We start from the raw sequence: 13,770 nt of genomic DNA, 5'->3' as shown, positions 1-13,770 counted from the left end.
AAACTCAGCTTTTTCCCGGCTCCTGCTGTTCCTCTATCACAACCAGCACGCGCTGCGCTGATCGCAGCGCGCCTTCAATAAATCCCTGGTAGTCAGAAAATGCTTCTCCGCAAACATGCAGGTTGTTTTGCCCGGTTTCCTGCTCCTCTTGTTCGAGAGAAAATGCCTCGAGAAACTCGATATGCTCCCGGGACTTTACACCCGGACGCCACCCGTGCGCTGCGGCGCCGAAAGGCTCCTTTCCCCAGTCGCGCATCCCGCAGGCGAGAAGGCGGCCCGTGGTAAAGTCATGGTGCTCATAATCCCTGGCAAACTGCACGAAACGCTGCCATAGGCGAGCCGATCCGGGCTTGATTTCGATGATCGAACCGCACGTCGGGGAAGGTTTTTTCTCCAGGAACCAGATCCTGGCGGCATCCTGATAGTCGACCTGCGGCCCCTCCGGTTGCTCGGGACCTTTGGAATTATTGCCGGATTCGCTTCTGAGATAATCGGACCAGAATGTGATTGCCGGGCGATCGGTATAAATCATGATCAACCCTTTTGTCCGGTCCCTGCTTTTCACATACAGCAACTCGCGGGTTGGTATGTCGGACGCATGGCGGTTGAGAGACCGGTTGTCTTCCCACCAGGGTTTCTCGATGACGAAAAAACATTTCAGTAGCGGAAGGCAAACGACCGCATTGAATGCTTCGTGAAGCTTGCCTTTTGGATGTTCCCCATTCCATGACATTTCCTCGAGCGGACGCTTCGGCAGGGCAAAAATGACTCTTCGTGCGCACACAAGCTCGACCTCATCCTCATTCTGCACGGTAAGGGCAACCAGCGCATCATCCCGTCTTTCTACGCTCACCACCCTCGAGCCTTTCGCGATTTTCAGACGAGGAGATTGGTGACTGTTCTGGTGCTTCCGCAAGACTTCCAGCAGGTTCCAGATTATCCTGCTCATCCCTCCGCGTATGCCTCGAAGCGAACCTGTGCTTCGAATTGCCCTGAGCCAGAAGATGATCCACTCGGCGGCATTCAGATTTTCGTGGACAAAGTGATAGTAACTTCCCCAATCCCTGATCTTGACCACCGCATAATGGCTCAAGACGTCGCTGAGGACGTTCCAGAATCCCAGGTCCCATAACGGCTGGTCCCTGAACCGCGCATGCTCCCGAATCGTTACGAAGTCAGGATCGGTAAGGTACTGTATCCATTCGAGCAGCTCTCCCTTCCAGTAATGGCGATAAAAGAACTGCGCGCTGTGCAATTTTCTCCATTGTTCATTGGCGGCTTCCGTACACCAGGGATTCGAAGCCGGGCCGTCGAATTTCGGACCTTGGACGAGCTCGAAGATGCGCCTGAGAGCGAGTATCATCAGGTCAAAAGGAGTTTTCTGCTGTGCTTCCTCCTCCTGAAGGGTGAAGCGAGGCGCCATCGGATCTTCGGAGGTGTACGAAGAGAACGGCACGAGGTCATCCAGGCTTTCTTCCTCCCCCGGGTCAGGCTCCCTGATTCCAAGATCGTCGAGCAATCCCTGCAATAAAATCTGGTCCCGCGGTTCGATTCTCATGGGCCCGAATTCCGCGCGGAAGTATTCGATATCGGTCAGCTTTTCGACATCCTTGCCATCCACATTCCTGAATGATTTTTCTGTCGGACCTTTGAATGGAGACTGTTTACCCGTTTGCGGGTCAGGGGGAGCAAGGCAACCGTTATCGATGTTCCAGTTACACGGGTCCCATGTATCTTCAAAACCGATCTTCTTTCCATTTTCCTCACTGCTTCTCAGCAGGGACCACGTTTCGATGCGCCCGCCAAACCGGTCGGAAGCTTCCAGAAGGAGAATGCTCCTGATATCGAGCGAGCCGCTCCGGACTTTCTTGATAAGCTCGTGGCAGCAATAGAGTCCGGCAATACCGCCGCCGACAATTACCAGATCATTTATTTCCGATTTCTGTGTATGGGATGTATTGCCCGGCATTTTTTCTCCCGTTACCCCGGTGACCTCGTGCTTCAAGGAGCTTGCGAAACCTGGTGGAACCCGAATCTGATGCCTTGAGGCATCAGGCACAGTGCCTGAGCTTGAATTATAAGGATAGAAGATCGCGGAATGGAAACAGAAATCAGTAATCCCGCTGCTTCAGAATACAAGGTGCGCTGATTGGCGGCGAAGTGCATCAAAGAGCCGGCACAGCTTGCTGAGAATGTCGTTTTAACCTAAAAAGAAGAAGTCTCCAATCGTTCGAGATATCGAGGCGAGGAAGTTGTAGTCTTTTGGAAATACTACTGATCGCCTTGGCGGCAAGGTCGGTGATTATATGTTTGTCCTGAGCATCGCGTAGCATATTCCGTAGCAGCGAAACGTCATGTAACCACATAACTCCTACGAGGATGTCTCTACTTTTCGACCAGATGCAACGCCCTTCTTTCTTCGGGACAGGTGCGACTGAAGCCGAGCCTCCCGAACCGGTGCGCATCGTTCATGCAGCTGTGGGGGGCCGCGCAAGGCTTAAGGTACGGGGTTTGTATCGATCGGAGTCCGTCAGGCGTAAGCTCGAGTCTGCCCTGCCGAGGCATGATGCGATCAGACATGCTTCCGCGAACATTCTCACGGGCCGGGTATTGATCGTTTTTGATCCGGCACGCGACCTTGAAGAAATCAAGACCTGGTTGGAGCAACTGCTGTTGGAGGCCGGGCATGAAATCATTCCCGGGAACCCGGTAGACGATGGCCGTTTTTTGCGTGCCTCCGGACGTCCTGCTTCTCCCGTCATTTCTTCTGATCCCGATTCAGTTCTTCTACAGGATCGTAAAAATTGGCATGCCTTGCCTGGCGATACCGTGGTGGCTGCGCTTGAAACTTCCATGGAATTCGGTCTTAGCCAAGCTTCCGTGGAGCGGAAGCTTGGCTATTTCGGGGTCAATAGCCTACCGGAGACGCCGCCCCGTTCCGGGCTGAGCATTTTTCTGGGGCAGTTTAAAAGCCTGCCTGTGGCTTTACTCGGTGTATCCGCTGTCCTTTCCGCAGCCACTGGAGGACTGCTCGATGCGGCCGTGATCCTCGGAGTCGTTTTGATCAACGCGGGTACGGGCTATGTTGCCGAGTCTCAATCGGAGCGAACGATTAATGCGCTCGGACATGTGGCCGAGCAGAACGCAATGGTCATCCGCGATGCACGGCTTCTGGAGGTGCCGGCCAAGTCCCTGGTGCCGGGCGACATCCTGGTGCTGACACCCGGGGCTCGGGTAGCTGCTGATGGCAGGGTGCTCGAGTCGCGCAATCTGATGATGGATGAATCCATGCTTACCGGAGAAAGCCTTCCGGTGGCGAAGAGAGTGAGCCCGTTGGACAAGCCGGAGGTCTCTCTCGCAGACCGGCTTAACATGGTATACATGGGTACGGTGGTAACGGGGGGCAGCGGCCTCTCAGTAGTGGTTTCGACCGGCCGGTATACCGAGATCGGCATGATTCAATCGCTTGTAGGTGAAACGCGCCCTCCGGAAACACCTATGCAGCGCCAGCTTGCGATCCTGGGGAATCAGATGGTGTTGCTGTCCCTGGGCATTTGCGGAGCCATGTTTCTGATCGGGCTGGTCCGTGGTCACGCTTGGCTGCAAATGTTGAAAACCTCCATTTCCCTTGCCGTGGCCGCTGTCCCGGAAGGCCTGCCCACCGTGGCAACGACCACTCTCGCCTTGGGTATCCGGACAATGAACCGTCACAAGGTGCTGGTGCGACGCCTCGATGCAGTGGAAACCTTGGGCGCAGTACAGGTAATCTGCCTGGACAAAACCGGAACGCTCACTCTCAACCGTATGTCTGTCCTGGCCCTGTACAGCGGAGGACGCCGCATTACAGTGGATAGTGATGTGTTTTACGATGCGGGTATAAGAATCAATCCCTATCAGAGCGATGAATTGTTGCGGCTCCTCCATGTGGCTGTTCTTTGCAACGAAGTGGAACTGAACGGGGAGAAAGGCAACTATCTGCTCAAGGGATCCCCAACAGAAAGCGCATTGATGCACCTTGCGCTGGCGGCAGGCGTTTCAGTTGAGGCGCTTCGTCGGCGCTATCCCAGAGAGCAAGTCGAATACCGTACCGAAACCCGGAACTACATGAGCACGACCCATAGCGCGCAAGGGGAGGGAAAGCTCGTGGCTGTCAAGGGTAATCCGGTCGAGGTGCTGGAAATGTGTCGGTGGTGGTTGAAGGACGGCGCGCGTTTACCCCTCACGCAGGCGGAGCGAACGGTCATACTCATGGAAAATGACCGCATGGCGGCAGAAGCGCTGCGTGTGCTGGGATTTGCCTACGTCGAACCGAGACAAGCCGATCAATCTTCAGCGGATGAACTCATCTGGCTGGGAATGACGGGAATGGCAGATCCCCTGCGGCAGGGGATGAAGGAACTCATCGCCTTGTTTCATCAGGCCGGGATAGACACGGTGATGATAACCGGTGATCAGAGCGGCACTGCATATGCGATAGGGAAGGAACTTGGGTTATCCGGCGGCAGCGAACTCGACATTCTCGATTCCACCCGGCTTGATCAACTTGATGCAGAGGTCCTGGCTGGGCTTGCCCAAAAGGTCAATATCTTCTCCCGCGTCAGCCCGGCCAACAAGCTGCAAATCGTGCAGGCACTGCAGCGCGGGGGCAAAATCGCCGCGATGACGGGCGACGGCATCAATGACGGGCCCGCCCTCAAGGCCGCGGACATTGGCGTCGCCATGGGCGGCACCGGCACGGAGGTGGCGCGCAGCGTGGCCGACGTTATACTGGAAGACGATAATCTCAGCACCATGATTGTGGCCGTCTCGGAAGGCAGGACGATTTACAATAATATTCGCAAATCGATTCATTTCCTTACCGCCACCAATCTGTCCGAGATCATGCTGATGCTCGGCTCTATAGGGACAGGACTGGGTACTCCGCTCACCACCAGTCACTTGCTGTGGATCAACCTGGTAACCGATGTCTTCCCCGGGCTGGCGCTTGCTGTGGAGCCGCCCGAGCCGGATGTGCTGCGGCAGCCCCCGCGAGACCCGGCGGAACCCATTGTAGGTCCCGCCGACTTCAAGCGCTACGGGCTGGAGTCGCTGGCAATGGCTGCGGGGTCAATGGGCGGTTATGGCTATGCCATGACACGTTATGGCGGAGGGCAGAAGGCCAGCACGATTGCCTTCATGACCCTGACGATGGGGCAGTTGCTTCACGCATATAGTTGCCGTTCGGATCATATCGGCATATTCAGCCACGAGACGCTCCGCTCCAATCGCTATCTCGATCTGGCGATCGGTGGAACGGCCTTGCTCCAATGGGCTACGGTGCTGGTGCCAGGCGTCCGCAGTCTGCTGGGTAATACCCCGATAGGCCCACTCGATGTGGCGGCGATAGGCGCAGGTTCTGTACTGCCTTTTTTCCTGAATGAAGCAACCAAAGAGACTGCCTTCAAAGGCAAGCGACGTAAAGAGCCGCTATCTCTACCACCAGCGCCGCAGGAGTATGGATGATGAAACAGAATTTCATGTTCACCTCCGAATCTGTAACCGAAGGGCATCCGGATAAGCTTTGCGATCAAGTGAGCGATGCGTTGGTCGACCGCTTTCTGCAGCAAGACCCCTTTTCGAAGGTGATAGCGGAGTGCGCAGTATCCACGGGAATACTTTTTATCGCAGCCCGCTTCGCTTCGTCGGCTTCTGTCGACATCCCCGAGGTTGCGCGCCGGGTTATACACCAGCTTGGCTACGAGCAAGCGGATTTCAATGCAAGAGATTGCACGATCATGACGAGCCTGAGCGAACTGCCGGCACCGTCTTATCCGTTCATAGATGAGAGGGAAATGAATGAGGAAGAGCTGGAATCCGTTACTGCCAAGAACCAGGCCAATGTATTCGGCTTTGCCTGTAATCAGAGCTCGGCCTTTATGCCGCTGCCCATCTCGCTTTCGCATAAACTGGCGCGTCGGCTTACGGCCGCACGTTTTCAGAAGCAGATCCCCTATCTTGCGCCCGATGGAAAAACGCAGGTAGGGGTGGAATATCGCGAAGGCAGACCGTATCGCATTCATTCCATCACCATCATTGCCGCTCAGCAGAAGACCGCCATGCGCGGCCTCGCACCGCTGCGCGATGATCTCAACGCGCATGTGATTGAGCCGGTTTTCGCAACGGAGACGCTGCGGCCCGACTCCCGCACCCATATTTTCATCAATCCGGAAGGGCTGGTCGCCGACGGAGGACCGTCGCTACATTCCGGCTTGACTGGCCGCAAGAACGCAGTGGATACATACGGTGAATATTCCCGGCATTCGGAATCCGCGCTTTCCGGCAAGGACCCTTCTCGTATCGATCGCGTGGGAGCGTATGCAGCGCGCTACGCGGCCAAGAATGTAGTCGCCGCCGGCCTCGCCCAGGCATGCGAGGTACATCTGGCGTATTCGATAGGAATATCGAGGCCGGTAAGCGTGCAGGCGGATACTTTTGGTACAGGGAGCGTTCCTGATACCGAAATAACGGCGCGTATTCTCGACCAGTTTGATTTCCGCCCTGCCGGGATCATCCGCGCCTTTAATTTGCGCTATCAGCCTCAACTATTTCGCGGTTTGTTTTACCGCAAGCTTGCGGTTTACGGGCAGGTGGGACGGATGGATATCGGATTGCCGTGGGAGAACACGGACAAGGCTGCATTGCTGCGCTAGGCTGGATATTGGGTGGGTCAACGCATCTCGAGCGATATGCCCAGCTCAGATCAGTGCTGCGACCAGAGCCACAGCCGACCGTTCCAATGCAGTTTCCACGAGTTTCTGCACGAAAATATCCACGACCTTCGGCGTTCCCCGAGTTCCGTTCGCGGATTCGGATAGAGTGCCGATATGCTGGATATATCCGAGGTCCTGCAGGGAATTTAAAATCGACGTGGAGCTTACGAGACATTTGTCATACCTGATCACGACACTGCCTGTGACAATGCTGGCTTCAATCTGAAGAATACCATTTACCCCTTCCAAGTACGATTTCAACTGCCGGGCACCGGGCTCGTTTTTTTTGAGGAGCGGCGTATTGACACGCAATCTGCCCGGGACATGGTGGATATAGTGAGCCATGATTTACCTCCATTAAGGTATCTTTCTCATGGAGGTATTTAAGCGGGACTTTGTTACAAGGTGATGAAACGGAGCGAGTACTGAGTCATGAAATGGAAATTCACGACCACCGATTGAATGAACTGGTTGCCGAAGCCACGGTGCACTTGTTTACACGGAATGTTGCGGTGTCGAGGTGTCGGATGTAGCGGAAGGATTGTGCAAGAGTTGAGCCTGCAGGATGATGGAATAGAACAGGGCTGAGGCGCCCGAGTGGTATTGCCCTGATAACGATTACGTGGGCTTTTTGCTCTCCGGAGGAGAGACATATTCTGGCGGATTGGTACGCTCCGTGGGAGCAGTATATTCTCCAGGAGAAACGCGGTCCTCCGGGTGATATGACTTTAGCATTGCGGCGCCTGCCACGTCCTTTACACCCTCCACAACACTCATGAGAATGTCGCGCACGCTCGCGACAGCGGTGGTGCCAATATCGCCTATCCCTCCAGCTGCCGCGTTTACGGTCGCCCTGACCATCTCTACGACATTGCCTCCCGTCTCCCTCGTTCCCTCTGCCACGCCGTCCACCGTTCGCTTGGCAACCAGCAACGTGTCACCCCCCGCGTCAGCAGCACCGCGGACTGCGGCCTTTACGGTTTCTGTTGCGGCCGTGATAACGTCGCCCCCCACATCGGACACGCCCATTACCACCCCCTTGGCAACGCTTTTTGTGGAAAGCGCCAGGCCGGTCCCTACGTCTTCGGTGGCGGCAAGAGCACCCTTGACGACATCCCTTGTTATATCGACTGCTTCCGCACCGACTGCCCCTGTTGCTCTCAACGTATTGGATACGGTATTGCGCACCAGGCTTACGATATCAGATTCAATTTCATCGATGCCTCTCAAGCTGCTGGCAATGCCTGTTTTTACGGTGCGGCCAGCCTCTCCCATCGCGCGCTCAGCATCCGAGCGATAGGGATGTGTCGTTCCCACATATCCCTCATCTCCCGGGGGTGTTTCACCACGGGCATACCTTGCTTCCTCGGGAGTCTCTATATTATTATCGGTCCACTTTTTTTCCTCGGGGTGCGGCTTTCCCCCTCCGTGCCTGCCTGATCTAGGGGTCTTCATTTCGATTCCTCCTCGTATAGTTACGATTTCCTTGCCATGCGATATAAATGCTTTCACTTCTGCCGTTTATTACCGCTTCGACACAGAATCCCGTGGTGGACTCTTGCAACCCCTTGGCTCGCTCAGAATTTTTGCAACAGATTTTTAGTCTTGCGAGATTTTCGGAAATCATCATTCAATCATTTCCAAAATCTAGGATTCTTCGGACAACTTGGTTTCAAGGAAGGAATGTTCTTGGTTATCGTCGTTCGTCGCAGGAAGAATGAAGTACGCGTACCAGAATGCCGCTATCGCCGGGATCGCTATATTGCCCCTGATTACCTGCACGATGCCCATACCCATCATTCCCAGGAATATCAATCGCCGGATATCTGGTTTCTTTCCAGATTTTGGATATGGTTTACGTTCGACGTTCCTGATGTCATCGACGATTGAAGGACCAACTGCAGGGGCTGAGGTTTCATTCTTTCCGAGCTGAAGTAACCCATGTTCCGCGATATAGCGCCACAGAACCGGATCCTCCACCTTATGGATGACGAGCGCTGTGCCCGTCCGCGAATTCGTCACTACCGCTCCAACCCCTGGGCACTCCGCCAGTTCTTTTTGCAGCGTCTCAAAGTACGCAGTATCGCCGCGCCTTTCGTCGATCTTTATCCGCTTCCTGCCCGGCAGAGAGTGGACCACCCGCGCAAGTGGCGCCATCATTCCCCCTTGGTTGGCGGTCGATCCTGCGCTTCTTCATGGCGCTGACTACCCCGATTCGCCTGCATAGCGGGTTGCGTGAGGAGACTTTCCGGTGCCTTATCGGCTTCGCCTGGCGGACTTGCGGCCGGGGTGGCCGAACTTTGGCCGGCGACAGAGTCCGGTCTGGGCTGGGGGGGTGGTGAGGCAGTCCTCCCTTGCGCACTACCGGCCTGAACTGCCGAGGCACCCGCCGCCACATCTTCCACCGCACCCGCTTCCATCTCCGACTTGACCTCTGCCATGAGGTCATCCACCGTTTCGCTCAATTCGGCAAATGATTCACGTCCTTTCTCATACAGAAGGACGCTACCCTTGATAGCAGCCTTGGTAGCGGGCCTGACGAGGCGGGCAAGAAATGGAAGCAGCACTGGCGCGAGCAGTGTCGCCCCTACGCCTGCCGCCAAGCCCGTGATCAGGTTGCTCTTGAAGTTTTCGGATGCCATGATTTTTCACCTTGCTTCCGGGAGGCCAAAATAAATTTATAGATAATTTTTGTTTTTTTTCAAGCGCTGCCACAAAAATTTAATATTCTTGAAGCCATTCCATTCCCGGATGAGAACTATTAGAGAAGCGTGCATTCCAGCGCTGAAATAGCATGGGACTTACGGGGATACAAACGGGGCACAATCCTCCAATCGGGGGAAATTTCGTACGGCTGCCCTTCCTTTTCTTTCTTCAAGCGGCATTTCCGGGTATGGCTTTCGGGTAGGCACGTCGATCAGGAAATCCGGAAAACGAAAAAATATCTTGACTACACGGTTTTGCAGCATGTACTTTCAATTCACCTCGCTCAAAAAAGCCTTGAGAAATGAGTAGCTTTTATTCCTGAACATTCAGTTTCAACGAATGCAGCCTATCGAATCGTCAGCCTCGAGTCGCCACACGAGCTCTCTGAAGCGATCACTTGCCGATAACCGGATGGGGCGTCTGGCGACGGCGCTGCTGATGGTGATGCTTGCGGTTCTCGTTCTGACCAACATATTTCTTCCGGTTCATCCCGCGATGGGCTACGTTCGCGCTTTTGCCGAAGCTGCGGTAGTGGGCGCGCTGGCGGACTGGTTTGCCATAACGGCGTTATTCCGCCAGCCCCTCGGCCTGCCCATTCCCCACACTGCAATCATTCCGCGTAACAAGGATCGCATCGGGGAATCGCTGGGACGCTTCGTGGAGAGCAACTTTGCTTCTCCCGAAGTGGTTGCCGCCAAGCTTGCGCCTGTGGATTTGTCCGGGAAACTGGCAACGTGGCTGTGCGGGGAGGCGCGTACCGACCTGCTGGCGGATTATGTGACGCACCTGATTCCGGAATTGCTGGATTCGGTGGACGAGCGCCATGTGCAGCATTTCGTTTCGGCCGGGGTGCTGGAAAAAGCGGGGCGCATCGATCTTGGCCCTTTGCTCGGGGAGGCGGTGAGGATGCTCACTGCGGAAAAGCGGCACCAGCGGCTGCTGGACAAGCTGTTGCGCGAGGCTGATGAATATGTGACCGCGAACGAATCCCGTATCCGTCAGCGGGTGCGCGAAAACACAGCCTGGTTCTGGCAGCGGCTTTCGATGGATGAGAAGGTGGGGGAAAGCGTGGTGGCAGCCCTGCGCGAGGTGGTGGCGGAGATCGCGCGCGACCCTGCCCACCCCCTGCGCTTGCGACTGGATGCTGCCATCGGCAAGCTTGCCTCCGACCTGGCTACTTCACCCGAGTATCGCGAGCAGGTTGCCGCCCACACCCGCAAGCTGCTGGAGCATCCGGCCTTGCGGGACTACGCGGACGGAGTCTGGCGCGACCTCCGCAACGGGATGCGCGAGGACATCGACAGCGAGGACTCGGCAATCAGGGGGTGGATGCGGGGCCTCATACAGTCGGGCACCGATACTGTACTTGAGGACCGTGGTTTGCGGGAGCGGCTCAATAACTGGATGCGGGAGGTGCTGGTGGAAGCGGTGCAGTCTCACCAGCGCGATGTGGGCAGGCTGATTGCCGACACCGTGCGGGAGTGGGACACGCAGACAGTGACGCACCGCATCGAGCGGCAGGTGGGCGAGGACCTGCAGTACATCCGCATCAATGGCACGCTGATAGGCGGACTGGCAGGCCTGGCGATCTACACCATCGCCCACCTGTTCGCTTGATCTCCAGCCGCTACAAACATCCTTCCTCCGGCTCATTCCCGTGAGAGAGATGACCTCACGGGAGAATATGGAGATCTTCAAAGGTGCGCGAGCGTAAGCAATACGGGCGCAATATTTCTACACTCTTATTTCGATGTCTGACTGCTTTTCTCTTTTGTGATGGGATTCTGCAGCGTATAACCCTTCTCTTTCATCTTGTAGCCGCCGTAAGCACCGGCACCTCCCGCCAAGAGATACCAGCAACCCGAGAGTGCGGGAAGAATGGCCAGCAGAGTAACGAGGTTTATTATTTTCCTGAATTTCATTGCAGTCTGGGAATAAGAGGAAAATAATAATTGTCGCAGAAAGTCGCCCCACAGAAAACAGAACAGGCGCGCCATCCTCGCGTCTTCTTTTTCGTTAATAACACAATGAGATGCAAAAGGATCCCGGCAAGTATAACTGCATTGCGGCCCCATGTTACTTGTACAATGTCGAATCCAGCCTGAAGCAAAATTTGGAGGTAAGGTCATGAATCAAACGTCGATTTCAGCTGCATGGGCAAAGCGCTTGCTGCTCCTGGCCCTGGTTGCGCTCCTGTCAGCATGCCAGTCCACCGAAACGAGGCGTGCCGGCGGCTTGATCGGCAGCGTTGCCGGTTCCATTGGTGGCGGCTATCTTGGCAGCTACCTGGGTGGGGGAACCGCGGGCCGTATATTGGGTGCTGTGGCTGGCGGTGTGGGCGGATATTATCTGGGTGCGGAAATCGGAGGACGTCTCGGCCAGGAAGATCAGCGCCGCATGGCTCAGACTTCCCAGCGGGCGTATGAAACCAATCAGACCCAGACTTTCACCAATCCCGACAGCGGCGTGAGCGGGAGAGCCGAAGTCGTTGGCGTTGATGACAGCAGCAATTGCAAGACTATCCGCCAAACTGTCGTACTGAAAGATGGAAAAACTGTTACGGAGGATGTAAAAAGCTGCAAATAGGAAGGAAAAAAGGCCTCATACCGACTTTCTCCCCCATAAGGGAAAATAAGCAAGCGAACAGATCAGGTACGCATAAGGTCGTGCTTATAAATACACGAAGTGGGCGATATTGGAGCGTCCTCAAATCCGAAGCGATTCACCTGCGCTTCCGTTTTTTGCATGTGGCATGCAAAGAAACGCTTGGGCCTCGCGCGGATTGGCGCCGCGCCGGGCGCTCAAGAAGCCGCACGCGACTCCAGCGGTTTCCCGGGATAATCGACGATTGCTGCCCATGTTCCACTGGTCCCATATCCGAGGCCGAGGAATTCATGATCTCCGCTTCCCAGCGTGCCAGGAGCTTCTCTGCCCTATCATCACTTTCCGGCTCACCGCTCAAACCGGACAAATCGACCAAACCCCTTCCCATTCTCCCGCCCTCCAGTTTCGCCTGACCTGACGTAAAACAATTCTCTTACTTCCCCGGCACATTGTCTGTGCGGTTTGCCGCTTATCTTTGCCTTCCCACCGTTCAACGCCCCATGTACAAACCCGTTGACAGCCAATCAGAACCTCAAGACGCGTGATCAGACTTTCCTGGTGAGGTCCTTAATTAGAGAGTGGAAAAGCGGTTTCAGTTCGATCGGATGAAAGAAAATGAGGATTTTGTTGTTCTGGAATGCTGAATGGCGGATAGCAGCAAGTTTACCACCATCGATGATTCAACATCTGCCCCTCCGGGAAGAGGAAAGTGGTAAAAGGATACGGTCATCCGTGTGGACACTTTTCAGGAGAAGTCTTCGGGAGGGAATTTCCTCACCCTTCATCGAATTGCTACTCCTTGCACCGCCCCGACCGGCGGAAGCAGGGGGCAGGAAATTAGGCTATGGGAGGATATGTCATGAGGGCACCTCCTCACCCTGAGCGGTGCTCTTCGAAGCCAACACCGTGGACCACCCGGCAGGAACAGGATGCCGCAGTGGCCCCTTCAACCAAGCTCCAGTCAGAAAAATCTCAAGTGGAACTCGGCACTTATCACTTTTTAGATTTTGAAGCTTCGGACTTTGGGGTTTCGGGTTTTGAAGTTTCGGGTTTTGAAGTTTCAGGCTTAGGAGCTTCGGATTTCGGGGTTTCAGATTTTGAAGCTTCAGGCTTCGGGGTTTCGGATTTCGGGGTTTCAGGTTTTGAAGCTTCGGGCTTTGGAGTTTCCGTTTTCGGGGACTCCTGAGTGGGAAGCGCGATTAATTGGACGCGAACCGTAGCAGACTTCTCGAGTTCCTCTCTGTCTTGGCCTTTCTTGCTTGCGACTGCCGGAAGCTCAAGATTCAGTTGATAGCTTCCTTTGCTTGCTCGCCGTAGAACCGGATCTTTGCCGCCCGGCTCATTCAGTTTTACTTCCTTGCCATCCGGACCTATTAAAGTAGCCACCAGATCACTTGAACCCGATTTTGATATTTTTATCCGGTAATCCGAAGAATCGGCGGTGAGCAAACGAAGCTCCACGCGCGCGCTGGAGCTTACATCCGCGCTCGCCAACTTGTTGTTCGTGACATTTCCCAGGCATCCCCCCGTGTCACAAGGGAATTGCCTCGGATTGCTCTCTTGGCAGGTTATGAAATATCCACCGCGCGCGAAAGCCGCACTTTCCAGATTGACTTCCACCCCCAGTTCATTCAGCTTGTTTACGGAGGTTTTTGCACGTCCCTTGGCAAAACTTGTCTGCCTGTCCTGATTGCAGTGGCTCGCTTCCTTA

At 55.2% G+C, this 13,770-nt stretch carries 11 protein-coding genes; 4 read left to right on the top strand and 7 right to left on the bottom strand.

Annotation, left to right across the window (positions count from 1 at the left end; genetic code table 11):
- Nucleotides 1-4: 4 nt before the first annotated feature.
- Nucleotides 5-2,005, bottom strand: coding sequence for an FAD-dependent oxidoreductase (locus NMUL_RS00195; protein WP_238529837.1), 2,001 nt, complete (start codon nt 2,003-2,005; stop codon nt 5-7).
- A gap of 374 nt (nt 2,006-2,379) precedes the next feature.
- On the opposite strand from NMUL_RS00195, the gene NMUL_RS00190 reads away from it, so the two are divergent.
- Nucleotides 2,380-5,502, top strand: a complete 3,123-nt coding sequence (locus NMUL_RS00190; protein WP_011379401.1) for a cation-translocating P-type ATPase — start codon at nt 2,380-2,382, stop codon at nt 5,500-5,502.
- Nucleotides 5,499-6,689: a methionine adenosyltransferase gene (gene metK, locus NMUL_RS00185; RefSeq protein WP_011379400.1), complete on the top strand. Its 1,191-nt coding sequence runs from the start codon at nt 5,499-5,501 to the stop codon at nt 6,687-6,689. The genes NMUL_RS00190 and metK overlap by 4 nt, the downstream gene beginning before the upstream one ends.
- Before the next feature lie 45 nt (nt 6,690-6,734).
- On the opposite strand, the gene NMUL_RS00180 is transcribed toward metK, so the two are convergent.
- The 4 genes from NMUL_RS00180 to NMUL_RS15105 all read right to left on the bottom strand — a co-directional run bounded on the left by NMUL_RS00180 (nt 6,735) and on the right by NMUL_RS15105 (nt 9,391).
- A complete protein-coding gene (locus tag NMUL_RS00180) occupies nt 6,735-7,094 on the bottom strand; it encodes an HMA2 domain-containing protein (protein WP_011379399.1) in 360 nt (119 codons plus the stop codon).
- 273 nt (nt 7,095-7,367) lie between these two features.
- Nucleotides 7,368-8,204, bottom strand: a complete 837-nt coding sequence (locus NMUL_RS00175) for a hypothetical protein (RefSeq protein ID WP_011379398.1) — start codon at nt 8,202-8,204, stop codon at nt 7,368-7,370.
- A 192-nt stretch (nt 8,205-8,396) separates the two neighbouring features.
- Nucleotides 8,397-8,909, bottom strand: coding sequence for an HMA2 domain-containing protein (locus NMUL_RS00170; RefSeq protein ID WP_011379397.1), 513 nt, complete (start codon nt 8,907-8,909; stop codon nt 8,397-8,399).
- Nucleotides 8,906-9,391 carry a DUF5132 domain-containing protein gene (locus tag NMUL_RS15105; RefSeq protein ID WP_011379396.1) on the bottom strand — a complete coding sequence of 162 codons (486 nt, stop codon included), beginning with the start codon at nt 9,389-9,391 and terminating at the stop codon, nt 8,906-8,908. Before NMUL_RS15105 ends, NMUL_RS00170 begins: the two co-directional genes overlap by 4 nt.
- 403 nt (nt 9,392-9,794) lie before the next feature.
- Between NMUL_RS15105 and NMUL_RS00160 the strand changes: the two genes are divergently transcribed.
- A complete protein-coding gene (locus NMUL_RS00160; RefSeq protein WP_011379394.1) occupies nt 9,795-11,072 on the top strand; it encodes a DUF445 domain-containing protein in 1,278 nt (425 codons plus the stop codon).
- A gap of 125 nt (nt 11,073-11,197) precedes the next feature.
- On the opposite strand, the gene NMUL_RS00155 is transcribed toward NMUL_RS00160, so the two are convergent.
- Nucleotides 11,198-11,377 carry a hypothetical protein gene (locus NMUL_RS00155; protein WP_041352677.1) on the bottom strand — a complete coding sequence of 60 codons (180 nt, stop codon included), beginning with the start codon at nt 11,375-11,377 and terminating at the stop codon, nt 11,198-11,200.
- Between the two features lie 205 nt (nt 11,378-11,582).
- On the opposite strand from NMUL_RS00155, the gene NMUL_RS00150 reads away from it, so the two are divergent.
- A complete protein-coding gene (locus NMUL_RS00150; RefSeq protein ID WP_011379392.1) occupies nt 11,583-12,041 on the top strand; it encodes a surface antigen protein in 459 nt (152 codons plus the stop codon).
- A gap of 1,011 nt (nt 12,042-13,052) precedes the next feature.
- Here NMUL_RS00150 and NMUL_RS00140 read toward each other — a convergent pair.
- Nucleotides 13,053-13,679, bottom strand: coding sequence for a hypothetical protein (locus NMUL_RS00140; protein WP_146063211.1), 627 nt, complete (start codon nt 13,677-13,679; stop codon nt 13,053-13,055).
- Between the last annotated feature and the right edge of the window lie 91 nt (nt 13,680-13,770).

It is taken from the genome of Nitrosospira multiformis ATCC 25196, assembly GCF_000196355.1.
Classification (GTDB): domain Bacteria; phylum Pseudomonadota; class Gammaproteobacteria; order Burkholderiales; family Nitrosomonadaceae; genus Nitrosospira; species Nitrosospira multiformis.
This window is presented reverse-complemented; position numbering and strand designations above follow the sequence as displayed.